Below are 17,125 nucleotides of genomic sequence, written 5' to 3' on the forward strand. Positions count from 1 at the left end.
TCTTACCAAATCACAGCGCAACGCATTGGAGGCGGCGGCACGTGGGGAGGTTGTGCACGACGCCGCTAGTTCACTTTCGTATCGAACGGGCGCAGCTCTAGGTCTCTGTGGTTCTTATGGCGCACGAGATTGATTGCACCCGGCCGCAAGATTGACGGCACAAGCGTCCTGATGGAGCCAACGGAATTGGGAAGAATCGAGCTTTCGCCAATGTGTGCACCGCCGAAAACCGCCTCCGGGCGGGATAACCCAATCCGGCGCGCGCCCGGTACATGAGTCGTACGTTGAACGCGGTTATTCGATCTGATCGGTGAAACGGCGCCAAAATAAAGAAGCCCTCAATTGGCAGCCTCTTCGTATGCGCCGGTTCAGCGGGCGGGCTTCTCATTGGCCTTAAAATTGAACGCCGCCAGGCTCAAAATACATTGTCCTGGCGGCGCTTATTTCGATGGTCTCAAATCCCAGTCCGCCAGTTTAGCGGGCCGAATATGAAGGGCGCCTGAACCAACTCACGTATCGCTGGGGAACAGTGGCATTTCGCGCCCCCGCGCTCATTGGCGATCCTGGAGAGCCGTCAGGATGAGATATCGCCACGAATGCGCGGCCTGATTGCTGGCTTGTACGAAGACTGGATATCTCTCGATGAACGGGTCGAGAGCCTTTCCGGCGAGATTGACCAGATCGGTGAGAAGGAAACTGACTGCCGTCGCCTCAAGAGCATTCCGGGCGTCGGCCCTCTGATCTCGACCGCCGTGGTCGCCGCCATTGGTACCGGCGAGACTTCGGCGCATGGCTGGTCTTGTGCCAAAGGTGCCGCAGCTTGGTGTGCCGGGATCGCAAAAGCAATTCGCGCCGTAATCTTCGGCCGGCCGCGTGCCTCAATACTTCTTCACTGCGGCACCGAACGCCAGCCACAGCCCGATCGATGCGAGCCCGAAGCCGCCCAGCAGCAAGAAGGTCGGGCCGTAGCCGATCCACTGCGCGATCCAGCCGCCAAGCGCGGGGCTCAGGCTTGCGCCGACGCCCTGCACGGTGATGACGGCGCCCTGGCCGAGATTGATGCGGCCGGTGCCGTCAAGCGAGCGCGCCACCATGCCAGGCACGGCGACGGTCTGCAGCCCGGTGCCGATGCCGTCCAGCACCTGCGTCGGAATCACCCCCCACCATCCCGTTACGAAGAAGGCGAGCACGCCGCGGATCGGCAGAAACATGAAGGAGATGAGGATCACCGGCCAGTAGTTGCGCTTTCCCGCGACCTGCATGGCGATCAGCGAGGTCACCACCATAACCCCCTGGGCGATCACCACGGTGGTCGCAACAAAGCTCGGTCCGTTGGCCTGGCCTTCGGCGACCGCTGCAAGTCCATAGAGCGGCACGATCGCTGCATTGCCGAGATGGAAGATGGCAAGCGCAAACGCCAGCACCAGTAGCGGCGTGTGCTTGAGGAGGACGGACATGCCATCCGGCGGGTTCTTGCTCTCGTCTTCCTTGCTGCCGCGGGCCTGGCGATCGTCGATGGAGTTGTCCGGGATCATCAGCACGCAGGCTATCGCGATGGCGCCGAATACCGCCGCAAGCACGAACACGGCGACGTAGCCGAACTTGTAGCCGAGATAGCCCGACAGCGCCGCGCCCACCATGTTGCCGGCGTGGTTGAAGGCCTGGTTGCGGCCGTTCAACGCATTGAAGCCCTTTTGCCTGGCGATGCCGAGCGTGATGCCTGTGACCGCCGGCACGATCGCAGCGCTCGCGAGCGATTGCGCTACTTGCGACAACGTGACCGCCCAGAAATGTTGCGAGATCAGGATGATCGCGGACGCAAGCACCACGCAGATGCCGGGAATGACGACCCACAGGCGCTTGTTGCGGCTCGAATCGATGAAGCCGCCGATCGGCGTTGTGACCAGCATGCCGGCGACATTGCCGATCGTCAGCGCGGTGCCGATCAGTCCGGTCGCCCAGCCGCGCTCCTGGAGGAACACGCCGACGAACGGTCCGATGCCCGACTGCATGTCGGCCATGAAGAAGTTGACTGCGTAGAGGGGCCAGAGGCGGGGAGGGGAGCGCGATGCCATCGAGACGCTGAACGACTTCCGACAGAATGTGGTCCCGTACACGCAGGGCTGACAAGACGCGATGACATGGCCAGCCAATTGGCGCGGGGGCGGACCAGAGGATAATAAGGGCCAATCGCGGTGGTTCCTCCGCCCCTGCGATGGGATGGTTACGGCGTCATCTCGTGGGTGCCCCTTGCTTCTCCTGGATCATGGCCATGCCTCTCTGGACCCGCGAAACCTGCGGCGCCCGATTTCAGACAGCGGAAATCCACCTGCCTCGTGCCTGAACTGCGAGGACGAGCGGCAATATGTGAATTGGAAGGGGCAGAGCCGGAGATCGGCCGCTGGGGTAAACGCCAGCGACGTACGCGTCAGAGCGTCGATACCGACCCGCGTCCGCAGCTCAGTTGGTAGCAGCGCCGCTGTGACATGGCGGAGGTCGGCCGTTCAAAACCCGTCGGGACGCACCACCCAATTCGCACTTTTAGCTCAGGGGTAAGCTTTGGGCTACGACGCGTTTCATTGGGGCGGAAGCTTGTCGCGCGCAAAGCGGACATTGGTGCCGATGCCGAGGTCGGTTAAGGGCCCCCATGAGCAAAGGTGGCATGTTCCCAAATCTTCTTTTCTAGGGAACATATGCAGGCTCATTCGGGCAAAGCAGCTACTTGCAAGGCGGCCAGCCCAGCTCGACGCTTTTTCGAACAGCCAATCGCATTGACCGTTCTGTGCAACGATCGACATTGCCCCGTGGAATCCATCTTGCGGCGCAACTACGGAACAACGTTACATCTGTGAGATTCGCGGAACGAAAGGCATCGTCAGTCTTTCTCTGACTTTGGGAGACGCCCATGACATCTCAGGCCGTAGATGGTGCGTGCGCGTTCGCGTGGCGGAACTACTTGCTGCTCCACAGTGGCATCAGCGAGAACGACGACAGGTGTTCCGCCCTCTATCGCTACGTCGCTCATCTTCGTAATACCGGCGAAGATGATTTCGATCTCTTGCAAATAGCGGCAGTCGCCTATTTGAGAAAACTCGACGAATTGCATGACGACCGATGTGCGAGACTCGCGGCAGATCAAGTTTTGGCCGAGTTTTCAGCATCACGCAATGCACAATCTGACACGTAGCTTTAGGCCATAACACTAGAGCTAAGGAGCGAACAGCATGGCAGACAAGACAGCTAACGCAAACCGCTTCGCGCGCGACTCACAACGGAGCATCACCGCAGTGACAACAACCGGCATGAATGCCTTGAAGCCGTTTATGCACTTTCAGGTCTCAATGCTGAGGATGTGGGCCAACAGCATCGAGAGGTTCGCGGGCAACTACGAAAAGGGGTTGGAAGAAACCACGACCACTGTCGAGGGGCAGTCAGACAAGGAGGAACGCGCCGCGTAAATGCGAATTATGGGCGGAGTTCGAGTAGGGTCAAATGTGAAGAACTCAACCTAAGCAAGTCTAGCCGTCCCGAACTGGAGTTCTGCGTACCATGGCCCCGAGAGCCAACTGGAAAGGCTTCTTGCGTCTGTCGCTCGTCACCTGTCCGGTGGCTCTCTACCCGGCGACATCGGAATCCGAAAAGATCTCGTTCAATCAACTCAATCGAGCGACCGGTCACCGGATCAAGTACGTGAAGGTCGACGCCGATACCGGTGACGAGGTCGCGAACGAGCACATCGTCAAGGGCTACGAACTCGACAAAGGACAGTACATCGAGGTCACCAAGGAGGAGCTCGAGTAGCTGGCGCTGGAGTCGACGCGGACCATCGAGATCGACGAGTTCGTCGACACGGCCGACATCGACCCGCGCTATCTGATCCGTCCGTACTACCTGCGTCCCGACGGCAAGGTCGGTCACGACGCCTTCGCGGTGATCAGGGAGACCATCAGGGAGATGGACAAGGTCGCGAGGCCGCGTGGTTCTCACCAACCGCGAGCACATTATCGCGCTCGAGCCGTTGGAGAAGGGTCTCGTCGGTACGCTGCTGCGCTACCCGTACGAAGTGCGATCGGAGCAGGAGTATTTTGACGAGATCCAAGACGTCAAAGTCACCAAGGATATGCTCGATCTCGCAAAGCACATTGTCAACCAGAAGTCCGGCACGTTCGATCCCGAGAAATTCGAGGACCACTACGAAACGGCTCTGATCAAGCTCATCAATCAGAAGCACGCCGGCAAGCCGATCACTCCGAAGGAGCGTCCGCGCGGCGAAAACGTCGTCGATCTGATGGACGCGGCGGAAAAGCGTCGGGGGCGCCGCAGCCGTAGCCAAGGTTCCAAAAAAGTCGGCCAAGAAGGCCAAAGAGACCTCGGCAGTTCAGAAGGAGATGTTGATGCCGATCGCCGGCAAGAAGTCGGCGAAGGAGGCGGCCGCCAAGAAGCCGGGGGCCGGGACGCGGCGGAAGTCCGCGTAGGAACGAGCCGTCGGGAGATCGGTTGCTCCGACGCTATCGTAGGAGGACCGCATGGATATGAAAGAAACCTCGGCAATGACGGAAGCCTCCGGGCTGACGAATGATGACGGCGGCATGGAGCAGGCTTCCTTAGCGAGGTCGAGCCGCCAGGCGGATGCGAGCCGTCGCCCGTCGCATTCGCATGATGCCGCGATGCGCTGGGCCGAACAGTTGCGCGAGATGACTTTGAAGGCGCCGCTGCAATCCCTGTTTGTGGCGTTCCTGCTTGGGATCTGGGTGGCGAGTCGGCGCTAGGCACCCGTGGGACCGGAAACCTTGCGCACCGGACTGTAAATAAGCGCCGAACTTTGACCCCCATCGGCTTGTGATGGTTCAAGGGTTTCGATGGTGTTGGGCGGGGTCAGCCTTGGGCGCCGATCGGGGGGCAAACCATGCGCCGAATAACAGGTCGTTCGCCACTTCAAGGGCGATCTCGCCGGCGGAGGCTTGATCAAGCGGTTTAAGTTGCTTCTCGAGCAGCTTCCTTCGAACAACCAGAACGCGGACGAGATCATGCACATGGCTCGGTTCGATCCGAACGTGGCAGCTCCTGCTGGAGCGGGCTGTAAAGAACCCGAACGTGCCGCAGTACAACATTGACTAGTGTCGTCTTATCGCGGCCGCCAACGCATCCCGTGAAAACTAAGGGGCTTAGGATGCCGTGGATTGAAGCTTACGACCTCAGCGAACAGCAGCGGACGCTGGTGCGCCTAATCGTCAACGACGGGAAGAAGCTTGAAGAAGCGGCCGACCTCGCCGGATATCACCCCAAGTATCGGTTTATAAGACAATGCGACTGCCAGCGGTCGCGGCTGCGATCTCGGAATCGATACAGCTTGACCTTGCAGTCGTAGGTGCCCCGCTTGCTTATCGAGTTGCGAAGTCGCTCCTCCAAGACACAAGCATTAGCGCCCGTGTCCGAGCCGATCTGTCGATCAAAGTTCTAGATCGGGCAGGGCACATTGCTCCTACTCGCAAGGACCCGTCGTCCCAGCAGAAAGCCCTCTCTGAGATGTCGCGGATGAGCTCGCGGCTTTCATCGAGCGCAATCAACCGAATTCGACAAAGTGGAGGGTGAGCTCGCGTCGCGAGCGAAGGACATTTCGTATTTAGGGTGATTGCGCGGCGTGCTCGAGACTCGGCGGTGTGAGCGCTAGCCGCTTGACGCCAACTGTCTACAGTTGCGCCTCCAAGGCCGCCTTATCGATAACCGATCGAACGCGCATTATCTTGTTGTTATCGAATTCATAGAAAACGTTCTCGTGAAAGGAAACTCGCCTGCCGTTTACCGGCAAGCCGAGAAAGACGCCTGCTGGAGAGCAATCGAACCGTAGCCGGCTTCCTAGGTGGGGATACTCACTAATCATCATTTCCACGTTGAAGCGAAGGTCGGGAATTGCCGCGTAATCCTGTTCGAGCATTTTTCGATAACCCGCCAGGCCGAGGGGATTGCTATTGTGGGCGATGTCGTCGGCGACGAACGTGCCCAAGCGCGACCAAGCTTGCTCATTCAGGCAGTCGATATAGTCGCGATAAATCTGCTTTAGGTCCATCACTGAATAACCTTTGGCATCACCACAACGATGTCGCCAGTCATCCTAAGAGGTAGACTCGCCTAACTACCCTTTGGAAGCGGCAATTTGGGTCGCTTGCGGAGCCGCCTGGCCTGACATCTCTGCCTGTTCGAGCTCGTCGGCCTGCGCAGGTATTGCTCGGCAAGGGACCGTAAGGTACGGGATGCCGACATGTCGCTGACGGTGTTGGAGAGCCGCTCCGCCCGAAAAGCTTGCTCCCTCAATCTGTCTGATTGTTTGCTCAAGAATGAGTTCCTACCCAATGAACGCAGAACGCTTCGTGAGCGATTTTCGTTCCTGTCCATAGGCTAACTTTCTGGGCACTTCTCATCCAGCGCACAAATGTTAAGGATCGGGCTCCGCCGTTCTGGGCAGAACAGCGCTTCAGCGAGGACGCAGGGAGAAAGGGAGGCATGCCAAGCTATCAGGTTTATGAGGTCGATGCGGAGGGGCACAAGTGTTGGATGGCGCAGAAGCCCGCGACCGTTGACATCGAGCTCGACGAGTTTTGTGATGGTGCCACATTATAGGTGTTTTACCGACGCGTCTGTCGGCAGAGCCAAGCTTCGCCGTGTAAGTCAGACCAGCAACATCAAACGGCCGTCTGCGGTCGTGTCTCGATCGCCTCAAGCGCGGCGGTGATCGAGCAGACAAGCCCCTCCGGCGCGAAGTCGAGCCGGATTTTCCCGTTCACGTCGCGGCTTGCATGTTCGATCAGGCGGCTGCCGAACCCGCGGCGAGTCGGCGGAGAAACCTGCGGGCCGCCGCTTTCGCGCCAGCTCAGATTGAGCATCTCCTCCTGCACACGCCAGCGAAGCTCGACCCGGCCCGAGGGCCGTGAGAGCGCTCCGTATTTTACGGCGTTGGTGGCAAGCTCGTGCAGCGCCAGCGAGAGTGCCAGAGCCTGGCCGGGGGAAACATCCAGGGAAGGCCCCTCGGTAAGGATCTGATCCGTGGCGAAGGGCGCGACCGCCCCCGCAGCGAGATCGGCGATATCGGCGCCCTTCCAACTGCGGGCAGTGAGCAGATCGTGTGCTCCGGCGAGGACAACGATGCGTGCGTCGATCGTCCTGCGGGCCGCCTGCACATTCGTCGCGTCCCGAAGCGTCTGATTGACGATCGATTGCACGGTGGCAAGGCTGTTTTTGACGCGGTGATTCAGCTCGTTGGTGAGCAGGCGCTGCAACTCCTCGGACTTCTTCAATTCAGTCAGATCGCGGCTCGCGCCGGCGATGGCGACGGGTTGGCGCTCGGCGCCGCGCCCTTCGAACTCCACGAGGCCCCAGGCACTCAGCCAGCGCCAGCTCCCGTCAGTCTGCTTCACCCGGTACTCAACCTCATAGCGTCCGTCGCTTTCGGGATCGATCGCTCTGGCGACGCGGGCCCACATCAGATCCATGTCGTCCGGATGGAACTTGGCTTCAACGCCGGCCGTGTCGTGGAGGAAGCGCGCCTCAGTCAGACCATAGAGCCGCTGGGCGTTCTCATCGTAGACACAGACGTTGTCTGCCATGCTGTAGCGCCACGTGCCCATCTTCGAAGCGACCATCGCGAGATCGAAGGTACGCTGCTGACGCTCTAGTGCCAGCCGCATGTCGTGCTCATGCGTGACGTCCAGGAAGCAATTGATCCCTCCGACGACCTGGCCGCCAGCGTCGCGCATGGGCGCAACATTGACGCGCGCCACCCATCGCCGTCCGTCGGGATTTCGCACCACGGCCTCGGCGCCTTCGAAGCTCTCCCCCGCCAGTACGGCCCGCGCCATCGGCGTTTCGTGGGGCGAAATGAAATCGCCTTGCAGGGTCTCGAGCCAGAACGAGCCACAGAACTTCTGCTCGGGATCGAGCAGCTTCGGAGCGCGTCCCCAAAGCTGGATCGCCCGCTCATTGACCCTCACGATCCTTCCCTCAATATCGCAGGCATATACGCCGATCGGCAGCGCGTCGAGGACGGTCTGGTCGAGTGATAGGAAAGACGCAAAGAGAGCGGGTGCCCGGGCAGGCAGGCTGAAGTTCAGAAGCGACATCGCTCTAGGCTATCAGAAAGTGCAGCGGCAACCAATGCAGCCGCCTGAAGCTTATTTCCGGAGCGATAGGAACCTGTCTGAGCCGGCCGCGTTTCTTCCGGTTTAATCGGACGAGTTCGAGGCGAGGTCCGTCAGTTTCGCAAAGCTTCCAGAGGCGTTGTTCAGCGAACGTCAGGCTTGCCCTCCGAGCGGCATGGAGGAGGCGGGGGCCCCGAAAGGGCTTGGAGTCTGCTCAATCACAGCTGGTCCCGGTAGTGAGCTTTACCGTGCTGCAAGAAGTCGGGTCAAAGGCAGGGGGCGGTCTCTGAGTCGGACCACTTCTGCACGAGCTCTTGCTCCAGACATGTCTCTGGAGTGTGCTATCAAGCCGATGCACCAGAGAGCTTACGCCGAACTGAACAAACAAACGTAGCAGCGCGATTCGCGAAGTCGGACAGACCAGCATTGGACCTAGATCTCATCGAGCAGTCCGCGGACCTTCGCCGCTAGGTCTTCGATATTGAATGGCTTGGAAATCAAGTGTCTGCCGGCATCGAGCATGCCATTGTGGACGATGGCGTTGCGCGTATAGCCGGTCGTGAACAGCACCTTCAACCCGGGCAATCGCTCTAAGACCCGGCTCGCCAATTCGGCGCCTGTCGTGTCGGGCATGACCACGTCCGTAAAGAGCAGATCCGGGACGAGTCCGTCGTCGATCTTTCTGATCGCCTCTTTAGCACCTGCCGCCTCGACGACCGTATAGCCCAGGTCACGCAGGCTTTCCGACGAGATATTGCGAACCCGGTCATCATCTTCCACGACGAGGATGGTCTCTTTGTGCAGGCTCGCGCCGATGTTCGCCTTCGGCTCGGGCGCACCCGATGTCTCCTCGACGCCGAAAAAGCGCGGAAGATAGACTTTGACCGTCGTTCCTACTCCCACTTCGGAATATAACTTTACGTGACCGCCCGACTGCCGCACGAAGCCGTAGACTTGGCTGAGACCTAGGCCGGTGCCCTTGCCCACCGCCTTCGTCGTGAAGAATGGGTCAAATGCTTTACCAAGCACGTTTTCAGGCATTCCAACGCCATTGTCAGTGACGGCAAGCAGGACATATTGACCGGGCGTCAGCGCGTACTCACGCGCATACTTCTGGTCTATAGACGAATTGCTTGTTTCGATCGTCAGCTTGCCGCCCCTCGGCATGGCGTCACGCGCATTCACTGCGAGATTTAGCACGACACTTTCCAGCTGAGCGGGGTCAGCTTTGACTCGCCAAACTCCGGCCGCCAGAACCATCTCGAGACGGACGAGTTCTCCCAGCGATCGGTCGAGCAGCTCGCTCATCCCGCCGACCATCTTGTTGAGGTCCATGACCTCGGGCGCAAGCGGCTGTTGGCGTGAAAACGCCAGTAGGCGCTGAGTCAGTGTGGCTGCCCGATTTGCACCATCTATGGCTCCCTCGATGAAGCGGTCCACGTCGATTTCTCCCTTGCCCAGTCGTCGTTTGGCAAGATTCAGACTGCCGATGATCACGGCCAGCATGTTGTTGAAGTCGTGAGCAATCCCGCCCGTCAATTGACCGACAGCTTCCATCTTCTGAGACTGCCGGAGCTGCTCCTCGGCCTTCATACGTTCCGATATCTCCTCGGCTACGCGTCGCTCCAAATCGGCATTGAGGGACTCCAGTCGCATCAGAAGACGCGCGTTGTCGATCGCAGTGGCGGCGTGGCCGGCGATGCCCAGAAGTGTGGTTTCGTGCTCGATTTGAAACTTCCTTGGCTCAGCGTGACCGAAGAAAAGTCCGCCAAGTACTTCGCCCGAACGTGAAATTACGGGTACCGCCAGATATGACCTGACGGGAAGGTGACCTTCCGGCATTCCTTTTCGCGGAGCATTTTTGCCATAGCGCGGATCTTTCAGGATGTCGTCTGATCGCACCACGCCCGTACCCAAGAACGTCGGCTCGAAGACCGCCGTATTGCGTGGCATAGGGAAGTTTTCGAATACCGATCGTGGTACGCCAGACAACGAATAAAGCATATAGCTTCCACCGTCCGGTGTAAGGACGTTGTAGAAGAAGGCGCCGAATTGAGCCCCCGAGAGCTCGACGCCGGCATCGGTTACGGTCTGAACTATCTTCTCGAGATCTCGTTCGCGGGCCACGGAAGCCCCGGTGTCGTTCAGTATGCGCAGATGGCGCTCGGATTTCTTCTGCGCACTGATGTCCAGAACGGTGCCGATGAAGCGGACGGCCTTTCCTCCCGAAAAGATCGCCTCGCCGGTCGCCGCGATCCAGCGCTCGGTTCCATCCTCGACACCTATGGTTCGGTATTCGATGTTATAAGGCTTGGGAGACGTCGGCTCGAGTGCTTCAGAGACCGCTTCGTGCGCACGTTGCCTGTCGTCCGGATGCAAGCCCTTCAGGAACGCGCCTTCGTAACTTATTTCCGCCTGAGGCGACAAGCCGAACAATTCTTTGCAACGATCGTCCCATCGCAGAACGTCATTGACCGGATCATAGTCCCAAGTGCCTATGCCGGCAGCCTTGTTGGCGAGGCCGAGTCGCTCTGCCGCTTCCCGGGCTGCCTGCTCCGACCGTACACGTTCGATGTGCGCCCACGAGCGTTCGGTCACCTCTGTAAGCAATGCGAGTTCCCGCTTGCTCCACCGGTGCGCTTGCCGATGATGGATCGCCATCAAAGCTGTTAGCCGTCCTTCCTTCACGAAGGGCATGCAAATGGTAGCGCCGATTCCAATGTTCTGGAACGTAGCCGCTTCTTCGGGCGCAATCTCTTTCAAATTGTCATTGATGACCAGGGGGCGGCCCGCTCCGAGCTCGGTTACGGCCTTTTGACCGAAATCGGCCAGGCTATAGTGCCCAAGAATGTGCATTGCCCCTGGTGCCGCCCAATCTCCCCGAATGGTAAAGCCGTCCTCGTCCGGATCCATATCGGCGTAGGCACAGCTCGATACCATCAGATGTTCGCCAAGCATCCTAGTCGTCACAGCTAAAACGCCGTCTGCGTCTCTGGTTTTGGCGGTTTCCCTGTTGAGGGCATCTAGAAACGTCAGGCGAGCCTCGTTTCCCCTGACAGCGACCTCGGCCCGACGACGTTCCACAGCTGTGCGGGTTCGCTCGGCAACTTCGCGCACCAGTTCGAGTTCTTCTGCGGTCCACTCCCGTGGCTCCGCGTTGTTCAAGTACAGGAGTGCCACAACACCGTCGGACTCGGAGATTGGCATGTTGACCAGGGCGCGAGCCGATATTGCTTCAAGAGCATCGGCACGCTCGCCGATACGAGGGTCCTTCTCCGCATCCGCACAGATGACCGTCTCACCGCGCTTCAGATCCTCGATGTAGCTACCGTAGTCGCGGAAGCGAAGAACGCCCGCCAGGCTCGATATGCCCGGCGCATTCCAGTCACGGCTTATGGTGATCGTTTCGGCCGATGTATCGACCGTACCGTAGCCGGCCCTGCTGACCCCCAGGCTGCTTCCGAGAAGTTCAGCCGCGGCATACGCAAGAGCATCGGGATCGTCGATCCGACGGATGAAATCGCTCAGGGTGTCAAGGACGGACATGCGGTCGACCGATGGCGTAGCCCGTAACGTCATCGATCCCCCTTTGTCTCTTTGAGCATATTGATTTCTTAATATTTCAGGGGCGTGCCCTGAGCCAGGCGATCCGCAGACGAATTGCATAACGGCGGGCAGCAAGCCCAGGTTCCCCTTCCGGATATGCCTACAAAAAGCAGCTGCTAACCGTGGTTCGGACGGCCGAGGGCGTGAGGCCGAGGGGTTTCCCGAAATCCTGCCAAAGGACCAATTCGCACTGAGCTGGATCATCCGCGGAATGCGCCCTGAGGACTCAGAACAAAGTACCGATGAGGAGTGCCGCGCGACATGAAGGCCATTGCGGCAATCGCGATAACGGAGGGATATCCCTGGATGCTGGGCCGGACTTGCCGACCACGTCTGATGCCCCGTGAATTCAACACGTCGTCATCGTTGCCGTGACGACGCTAAGGGGCCAATTACGGAAACGGAGTCCGTCAGGGAGTGGCGCCTACCCGGCCGCCCCGGGCCGGCCAGAGGATATTGTTGCAGGCCCGCCGCTTTCGGCCATTGCCGGGGAGGAGCCGTAAGCTCATCTTATGGCGCCCACGGCCCCGGATCGATTAATCGGGCTCCGCTTGCGAGCAATAGAAACATCGCCTGATAGCCGCGATATCTCGCGGCCATTCGCGTTCTTTCACGGCCCTTATCCAGGACAGTGCCAGAGTGGTCGCAAACTCGCCATTCCCAACCACGACGATTGCGATCGATCAACATAATCTCCAGCATTGAAGCTAAGCCACCCTGGATGCTGCACCGGGGGTTGGACCGTCGAGATCCAAGGAAAATGGGAAAGTCGTCGTCGATAGCGCATCAATAGCGATTTGCTCCTCCGAGAGTCGCTTCATCAAGAACTCGCGCTCAAGATCTGAGAGCCGAGTGCTCAGCAGGCGGCGGTAGCGGTGGACATTGTTGCGATGGACGCGAAGCCGCGCCAGTTTTTCGTCCGTTGTCATCTGAGGCTCCGAACTTCACGCGGCCGCACGTTCGGTCGAACGGAGACGGCAAGGTTTTCCACCGGGTGGCGTTCGGGGACCTCCGTCCAGGGCGCGCAACGCGTCCAAGATCTCGTCGATCGATACCGGCTTCTTGAGGCCGGCAGGTGCGCGCATCGACGGGCAAGAGGCGATCGCGGACGCGTCGGACGCCCATGATGCCAAGATTGCGCGCTTCTCGGCCAGCGTCAGGGCAGGGTGATCCAGAACGTCTTTGGGTGTCTCAAAGACCGTGCCGGGATGAAGCAGCGCGTCGAAGTCGAAAACGTTGTCGTCAGCGGTCGTCGGCCGCATGGTCCTCTCCTTTTCATTGACGAATGGATGGGAGCCGCACGACTTGCAGCGCGGCTCCATGGCGCCTCTACTAGGCGGCGGCTTTGGCTTCCAGCTTCCGCACGCTGCCGGTCGAGGCATCGCCGATCGCAATCCGGCGCGGCTTCATGGCTTCCGGAATCTCGCGGACGAGTTCGATGGTCAGCAAGCCGTTGTCGAATGCGGCGCTTTTCACCTGGACATATTCGGCGAGGCTGAATTGGCGCTTGAAGGCGCGGTGCGAGATACCGCGATAGAGGAAATCACGTTCGGTCTTGTCGGATTTGCTGCCTTCAACCGTCACCACGTTCTGCTCGGCGGTGATGACGATATCGTCGGGCGAGAAACCCGCCACCGCCAGCGAGATCTGATAGCGATCCTCCGCCAGCCGTTCGATGTTGTAGGGCGGGTAATTGTCCTCGCTGGCCCGCTGAGCGGTTTCTGCGAGGTCGAAGAGGCGGTCGAAACCAATGGTCGAGCGCCAGAGGGGGGCAAAATCGTAGGTGCGCATAGCCAAATCCTCCTAAGAGCAAGATGTCTACGAGCGGCACCGGACACGGTGCCCGTCTCTTGGCCCGGGCCCATGAGGCGCCCGGACACCATCGTCAGATGGCGACAAAAAAATTAGCAAAGCCGGTTTTGGTTTCAAGAGGGGGCTGAAAAAATTTTGCCCCCGATCGCCGCGCCGTTACAGGTCCTCGCGCAACCCCTTGAAGAACGGGTGCCGCACCTTCCCCTCGGCCGACTTCGCTCGGTATTCGATCTCAGCAAGTAGCTTCGGTTCACCGACATACACGCCGGGGATGGACGGTTACGAACTCGCCGAGCGAGCGACGCGTCTTCGCTCGGGGCTAAAGGTATTGCAGCTGTCGGGCTGAGAGCGACGCCGGGAGGGCTTTCCGTTGATCCGAAAACAGTTCTCTGAAGATGAACTGGCGCGCGTCATGCAGCAGACCACGGGCGTCTGCTAGAAGCTTTCGGTCGTCGAACTTACCCCGCCCGCCAGGTCCTCGCGCCGGGCACTGGGCAGCGGCGTCGGCAAGCTCGCATGAGCAAAGCGGGTTGGCCGAAAACCCGCTTCCCAGCACGACCAACGCAACCGGCAGGTGCCTATGTGTCCTTCTCGGTATTCGTGACATAATTGCAGACCGCGTCGGATTCGAGCAGGGTCATCAGCGCGCGACGTGTCAAGGAGTGCGAGGGGTCTTTTGGGATATTTCGCGTGCTCCACTTTTGAAATGCGATCAATACACCGGTATCGGGATTTACAATCTCCCTCCCGGGGCTGGAAGCCGCCGCCTGCGCTTCGTTTAAGCGGGCGGCGTTTTTCTTTTGTAAAGCCGCGCCAACTGGCGGCCCATCTTGGCCGGGTACGAGCATAGTATCCCCCACTGCAAGGGGCTCGCATGTTCGACTTCGATCTATTTTCGAAACGCGAATGGGCGACGATGGTTATCGCTTTCGTGGCTGTAACCGCTCTCGCCCTCTACGGGTTTTTCAAGTTTCTCGACTATCTGGCGCCGCACCTGTAAGGACCGCCTCAGTTGGTGGCCCGCTTATTGATCATTCTTCAGCTTGCGCCGGCCCCATGCGGCTCTTTGCCCTTGAGGTTCAACCTTGAAATCAAAATCAATCATCGTGACAGACAAACCGCCTTCCAACCTTGCTCGGCAGCGTTAACTACCCAGTGATAGGCCGCGAGGCTTATCTCAACGTACGTAAGGAAAAACGAAAGCTGAAGGTCTATCAAGCTCGAAGATGGCGTAGGACGCGTCCTGCGGTCGGATAACTTGATGATCTGGGCTGACATGTGAATTCCTACTACTGGTCTCGGTGATCCCGGCGAATTGCAACATAGCAATAATAGCTTGGTTCCCGGTACCTACGGCCTCGTCAACGATGCGACGCGTCAGTTTGCCGAGAGTATCGGCCTAATCGCGCGCGCCGGACAGTAGGCGACGTGGGAGCCGGTGTGCGAGCTATTCCCTTTGAAGTGGAAAACCGCTAAGAATAACGCTGCAGTTGACGACATCTGGAGGGCCTATGACCGTGGCGACATCAGCATCGACCGAGCCCGAACAGCAGTCTTCGACCTTGCTGGCGGAATTGGAACGCCTGAGTGGGCAAGACGTGGCATTGGCGCGACTGCTCCATCACAGGGATCGACATCTCGGTAAGCTGGCCGAAGGCTTCATTGCCATCAACTGGCGGGGGCAGGTGCCTGAAGTGATCGAGCCTGAGGAGCAGCACATCATCGATCTGCTGTGCGAGTACGACGCGGCACTCGCGCATGAGGCGCAATAACTGCGAGGGTGCAATCTGCGCCGACGGCGCGTGTTGCTTGTACGACCTTGGCCGTCCGGTCCATATAGCGTCGTGGTCCCTTGGGTGTCGGTGATCGCGCGGCCAGCGTTGCGCCCCGCGGTATCGTAGAACTGGCGCTGCTGAGCCATCGCATCACCGGAGGCGATCAGAACCAGCAGCGCGATCAGCGCCTCATTTGGACCTCCCGAACGTCTTGTCGGACTTCAGCAGGAACAGACCCTCGTTGCGGTCATCATCGTAGAACCCGATCCAGTAGTATTCCCGGTGGTTAGGCGGTCTCTCGCCGCGGCAGACGAACATCGCGCGATACTCGACATCGGCCCGCGTCGTCGGCCATTGCGGCCTCAGCCCGACAAGTCTGCACCCAGCGTCGTTTCCAGCCTCGTAATGAAACCCGCGCGGGGTGATCTGGATGCCTTCCTCATCCTTCCCGCAGTGCTTCATCATGTGCCGCTCGCCGCACCATCGGCCGTGGAACATCGAAGGCATCTCGGCGGCGTCGGCGGCGTTAGCGGCGAGCAGCAGCAGGCTGCCCAACAGGATGGTCCTCGTCAGTTCCATCACCAATCCTGTTGTTGTTGAAGCAGCCATAGACCCACTTGCTATGATCTCTCGGGAAATAGGTCCATGAGCCGTCTGGATTTTCGGCGACGACACGCACGCGACCATTGAAGTCGGTGAACTGGATTGTCGCGATGTGATCGCGGTCGACCATTTCATAGGCCACGACCGGAAAATTGAAGCTGTCCTTTCGGCTACCTCCTTCTGGCCCAAGGCCAGCAAGGCCCGGCCGGTCCCCAGGGCGTCCCCGGCATTCCGGGCCCGGCGTTCAATTTGGACAAGGTGCTGGCGCTATCGGAAAGCTACAGCGCGTCGTCACTCTCGACTGCACCCGGTTCAAATAGCCGTAGATGTAAAGCTTCAGGAGAACCGAGGGATGGTATGACGGCCGCCCGGTCGCCGCCGGTTCCCCCCTCGAAGCTTAACTCGGCCAAATCGAGTGCATCGACAAACACGTCGATCACCCGAACAGGGTTGCTCTCATCAATGAAATCGTCGAGGCATTCGGGCAACAACGTCGACTGCCCACGATCCGCCTCCGCAACGAAGCGCTTCATCCCAGCCCCCCGCAAATCGTGCGGGAATCATATCGCGCGAATCACATCAAGCGCAGCGTTTTCACACAGCCAGGGTCAAAAGCTGGCGACCGAGGCAAGTACGGTTCCGCGTCCGGTCCACTGCCGATATGCGACTCCCCTCTGATTCAATCGGGGAAGCTCGGCCAAGGGGCGCGCCCGATTTGTAACCTGTCGGGCGGGCGGTACGCCGAGGTCTCGCCGTCAGTCAGCTGGCGCTACGCGATTGCGGATTTGCAGATGCGATCTGTCCCTCATGGCGTGCTTCGTTTACCCGAAACGGGAGAAATAGGAACATCGTACGGGCGTGTTGTGACCGGCCACTAAGGAGGACGACATGAATAAGAAATTTCTTCTGTTTCTAACGGCGGTTTCGCTTCTGACCGGTCCGTCGTTTGCCCAGAATCCGCCGGCGACGGATCGGCCGAACAATAACGCGGTTAACAGCTCGGGCCAGAACAATTCCGAGAAGCCGGTTTCGGGCGCCAACAGTTTTACCGAGGGTCAGGCCAAATCGAAGATCGAAGAAGCTGGCTACACCAACGTGACTTCCTTGAAGAAGGACGACAATGGCGTGTGGCGCGGAAAGGCGAGCAAGGGCGGTGCGTCGGCCGATGTCAGCGCAGCGAAGTGACCCCTCGCTCAA

At 59.4% G+C, this 17,125-nt stretch carries 17 protein-coding genes and 4 pseudogenes; 8 read left to right on the forward strand and 13 right to left on the reverse strand.

The features are described from left to right. Positions 1-551 precede the first annotated feature (551 nt). Both AB7245_RS13505 and AB7245_RS13510 read right to left on the reverse strand, forming a co-directional pair. Complete coding sequence (locus tag AB7245_RS13505) at positions 552-791, reverse strand: hypothetical protein (protein ID WP_439034339.1); 240 nt, start codon at positions 789-791, stop codon at positions 552-554. An 87-nt stretch (positions 792-878) separates the two neighbouring features. After that, complete coding sequence (locus tag AB7245_RS13510; RefSeq protein WP_354134910.1) at positions 879-2,075, reverse strand: MFS transporter; 1,197 nt, start codon at positions 2,073-2,075, stop codon at positions 879-881. 197 nt (positions 2,076-2,272) lie between these two features. On the opposite strand from AB7245_RS13510, the pseudogene AB7245_RS13515 reads away from it, so the two are divergent. The 5 genes and pseudogenes from AB7245_RS13515 to AB7245_RS13535 form a co-directional block, all read left to right on the forward strand. Continuing rightward, positions 2,273-2,388: pseudogene (locus AB7245_RS13515) on the forward strand (MBL fold metallo-hydrolase); the annotation flags it as partial. A 517-nt stretch (positions 2,389-2,905) separates the two neighbouring features. Next, positions 2,906-3,187, forward strand: a complete 282-nt coding sequence (locus AB7245_RS13520) for a hypothetical protein (RefSeq protein WP_085398433.1) — start codon at positions 2,906-2,908, stop codon at positions 3,185-3,187. Between the two features lie 37 nt (positions 3,188-3,224). Beyond that, positions 3,225-3,458 (forward strand): hypothetical protein, encoded by a 234-nt coding sequence (locus AB7245_RS13525; RefSeq protein WP_354134911.1) that lies wholly within the window; start codon positions 3,225-3,227, stop codon positions 3,456-3,458. A 91-nt stretch (positions 3,459-3,549) separates the two neighbouring features. Continuing rightward, positions 3,550-4,475, forward strand: a pseudogene (locus AB7245_RS13530) (Ku protein). Between the two features lie 75 nt (positions 4,476-4,550). After that, positions 4,551-4,769 carry a hypothetical protein gene (locus AB7245_RS13535; protein WP_439035728.1) on the forward strand — a complete coding sequence of 73 codons (219 nt, stop codon included), beginning with the start codon at positions 4,551-4,553 and terminating at the stop codon, positions 4,767-4,769. Positions 4,770-5,689: 920 nt separating this feature from the next. Here AB7245_RS13535 and AB7245_RS13540 read toward each other — a convergent pair. The 8 genes and pseudogenes from AB7245_RS13540 to AB7245_RS13575 form a co-directional block, all read right to left on the reverse strand. Then, on the reverse strand, positions 5,690-6,067 hold the full coding sequence (locus AB7245_RS13540; RefSeq protein ID WP_354134890.1) for an ester cyclase: 378 nt from the start codon (positions 6,065-6,067) through the stop codon (positions 5,690-5,692). Between the two features lie 613 nt (positions 6,068-6,680). Further along, positions 6,681-8,114: an HWE histidine kinase domain-containing protein gene (locus AB7245_RS13545; protein ID WP_354134889.1), complete on the reverse strand. Its 1,434-nt coding sequence runs from the start codon at positions 8,112-8,114 to the stop codon at positions 6,681-6,683. Positions 8,115-8,564: 450 nt separating this feature from the next. Beyond that, entirely contained in the window at positions 8,565-11,678 is a 3,114-nt protein-coding gene (locus tag AB7245_RS13550) for a GAF domain-containing protein (protein WP_439034340.1), read from the reverse strand. A 767-nt stretch (positions 11,679-12,445) separates the two neighbouring features. Next, the gene (locus AB7245_RS13555; RefSeq protein WP_354134887.1) at positions 12,446-12,667 is read right to left on the reverse strand and encodes a hypothetical protein; all 222 of its coding nucleotides are present in this window, start codon (positions 12,665-12,667) and stop codon (positions 12,446-12,448) included. A 15-nt stretch (positions 12,668-12,682) separates the two neighbouring features. After that, entirely contained in the window at positions 12,683-13,000 is a 318-nt protein-coding gene (locus AB7245_RS13560; protein WP_354134886.1) for a hypothetical protein, read from the reverse strand. A gap of 70 nt (positions 13,001-13,070) precedes the next feature. Further along, positions 13,071-13,529 carry a small heat shock protein HspD gene (hspD, locus tag AB7245_RS13565; RefSeq protein ID WP_166096484.1) on the reverse strand — a complete coding sequence of 153 codons (459 nt, stop codon included), beginning with the start codon at positions 13,527-13,529 and terminating at the stop codon, positions 13,071-13,073. A gap of 177 nt (positions 13,530-13,706) precedes the next feature. After that, positions 13,707-13,817: pseudogene (locus AB7245_RS13570) on the reverse strand (DNA ligase); the annotation flags it as partial. Between the two features lie 311 nt (positions 13,818-14,128). Continuing rightward, positions 14,129-14,398: a hypothetical protein gene (locus tag AB7245_RS13575; RefSeq protein WP_354134885.1), complete on the reverse strand. Its 270-nt coding sequence runs from the start codon at positions 14,396-14,398 to the stop codon at positions 14,129-14,131. Positions 14,399-14,424: 26 nt separating this feature from the next. On the opposite strand from AB7245_RS13575, the gene AB7245_RS13580 reads away from it, so the two are divergent. Next, the gene (locus AB7245_RS13580) at positions 14,425-14,550 is read left to right on the forward strand and encodes a hypothetical protein (RefSeq protein WP_354134884.1); all 126 of its coding nucleotides are present in this window, start codon (positions 14,425-14,427) and stop codon (positions 14,548-14,550) included. Between the two features lie 511 nt (positions 14,551-15,061). Then, positions 15,062-15,322: a hypothetical protein gene (locus AB7245_RS13585; RefSeq protein ID WP_439034341.1), complete on the forward strand. Its 261-nt coding sequence runs from the start codon at positions 15,062-15,064 to the stop codon at positions 15,320-15,322. A 192-nt stretch (positions 15,323-15,514) separates the two neighbouring features. Here AB7245_RS13585 and AB7245_RS13590 read toward each other — a convergent pair whose 3' ends face one another. From AB7245_RS13590 to AB7245_RS13600, 3 genes and pseudogenes are all read right to left on the reverse strand, one after another. Continuing rightward, positions 15,515-15,880: a hypothetical protein gene (locus AB7245_RS13590; RefSeq protein ID WP_439034342.1), complete on the reverse strand. Its 366-nt coding sequence runs from the start codon at positions 15,878-15,880 to the stop codon at positions 15,515-15,517. Further along, positions 15,852-16,058 carry a hypothetical protein gene (locus AB7245_RS13595; RefSeq protein ID WP_439034343.1) on the reverse strand — a complete coding sequence of 69 codons (207 nt, stop codon included), beginning with the start codon at positions 16,056-16,058 and terminating at the stop codon, positions 15,852-15,854. The genes AB7245_RS13590 and AB7245_RS13595 overlap by 29 nt, the downstream gene beginning before the upstream one ends. Positions 16,059-16,226: 168 nt before the next feature. Continuing rightward, a pseudogene (locus AB7245_RS13600) lies at positions 16,227-16,461 on the reverse strand (IS5/IS1182 family transposase); the annotation flags it as partial. Positions 16,462-16,816: 355 nt separating this feature from the next. Between AB7245_RS13600 and AB7245_RS13605 the strand changes: the two are divergent. Further along, positions 16,817-17,113 carry a hypothetical protein gene (locus AB7245_RS13605; RefSeq protein ID WP_354134881.1) on the forward strand — a complete coding sequence of 99 codons (297 nt, stop codon included), beginning with the start codon at positions 16,817-16,819 and terminating at the stop codon, positions 17,111-17,113. Positions 17,114-17,125: the final 12 nt, after the last annotated feature.

Source organism: Bradyrhizobium sp. 604_D8_N2_3 (genome assembly GCF_051810765.1).
Lineage (GTDB): Bacteria > Pseudomonadota > Alphaproteobacteria > Rhizobiales > Xanthobacteraceae > Bradyrhizobium > Bradyrhizobium barranii.

Bases quoted from the DNA above. Each gene is read 5' to 3' on its own strand.
- AB7245_RS13505 (WP_439034339.1), bottom strand. From the start codon at position 791: ATGCGCCGAAGTCTCGCCGGTACCAATGGCGGCGACCACGGCGGTCGA.
- AB7245_RS13510 (WP_354134910.1), bottom strand. From the start codon at position 2,075: ATGGCATCGCGCTCCCCTCCCCGCCTCTGGCCCCTCTACGCAGTCAAC.
- AB7245_RS13520 (WP_085398433.1), top strand. From the start codon at position 2,906: ATGACATCTCAGGCCGTAGATGGTGCGTGCGCGTTCGCGTGGCGGAAC.
- AB7245_RS13525 (WP_354134911.1), top strand. From the start codon at position 3,225: ATGGCAGACAAGACAGCTAACGCAAACCGCTTCGCGCGCGACTCACAA.
- AB7245_RS13535 (WP_439035728.1), top strand. From the start codon at position 4,551: ATGACGGAAGCCTCCGGGCTGACGAATGATGACGGCGGCATGGAGCAG.
- AB7245_RS13540 (WP_354134890.1), bottom strand. From the start codon at position 6,067: ATGGACCTAAAGCAGATTTATCGCGACTATATCGACTGCCTGAATGAG.
- AB7245_RS13545 (WP_354134889.1), bottom strand. From the start codon at position 8,114: ATGTCGCTTCTGAACTTCAGCCTGCCTGCCCGGGCACCCGCTCTCTTT.
- AB7245_RS13550 (WP_439034340.1), bottom strand. From the start codon at position 11,678: ATGTCCGTCCTTGACACCCTGAGCGATTTCATCCGTCGGATCGACGAT.
- AB7245_RS13555 (WP_354134887.1), bottom strand. From the start codon at position 12,667: ATGACAACGGACGAAAAACTGGCGCGGCTTCGCGTCCATCGCAACAAT.
- AB7245_RS13560 (WP_354134886.1), bottom strand. From the start codon at position 13,000: ATGCGGCCGACGACCGCTGACGACAACGTTTTCGACTTCGACGCGCTG.
- hspD (WP_166096484.1), bottom strand. From the start codon at position 13,529: ATGCGCACCTACGATTTTGCCCCCCTCTGGCGCTCGACCATTGGTTTC.
- AB7245_RS13575 (WP_354134885.1), bottom strand. From the start codon at position 14,398: ATGCTCGTACCCGGCCAAGATGGGCCGCCAGTTGGCGCGGCTTTACAA.
- AB7245_RS13580 (WP_354134884.1), top strand. From the start codon at position 14,425: ATGTTCGACTTCGATCTATTTTCGAAACGCGAATGGGCGACGATGGTT.
- AB7245_RS13585 (WP_439034341.1), top strand. From the start codon at position 15,062: ATGACCGTGGCGACATCAGCATCGACCGAGCCCGAACAGCAGTCTTCG.
- AB7245_RS13595 (WP_439034343.1), bottom strand. From the start codon at position 16,058: ATGGTCGACCGCGATCACATCGCGACAATCCAGTTCACCGACTTCAAT.
- AB7245_RS13605 (WP_354134881.1), top strand. From the start codon at position 16,817: ATGAATAAGAAATTTCTTCTGTTTCTAACGGCGGTTTCGCTTCTGACC.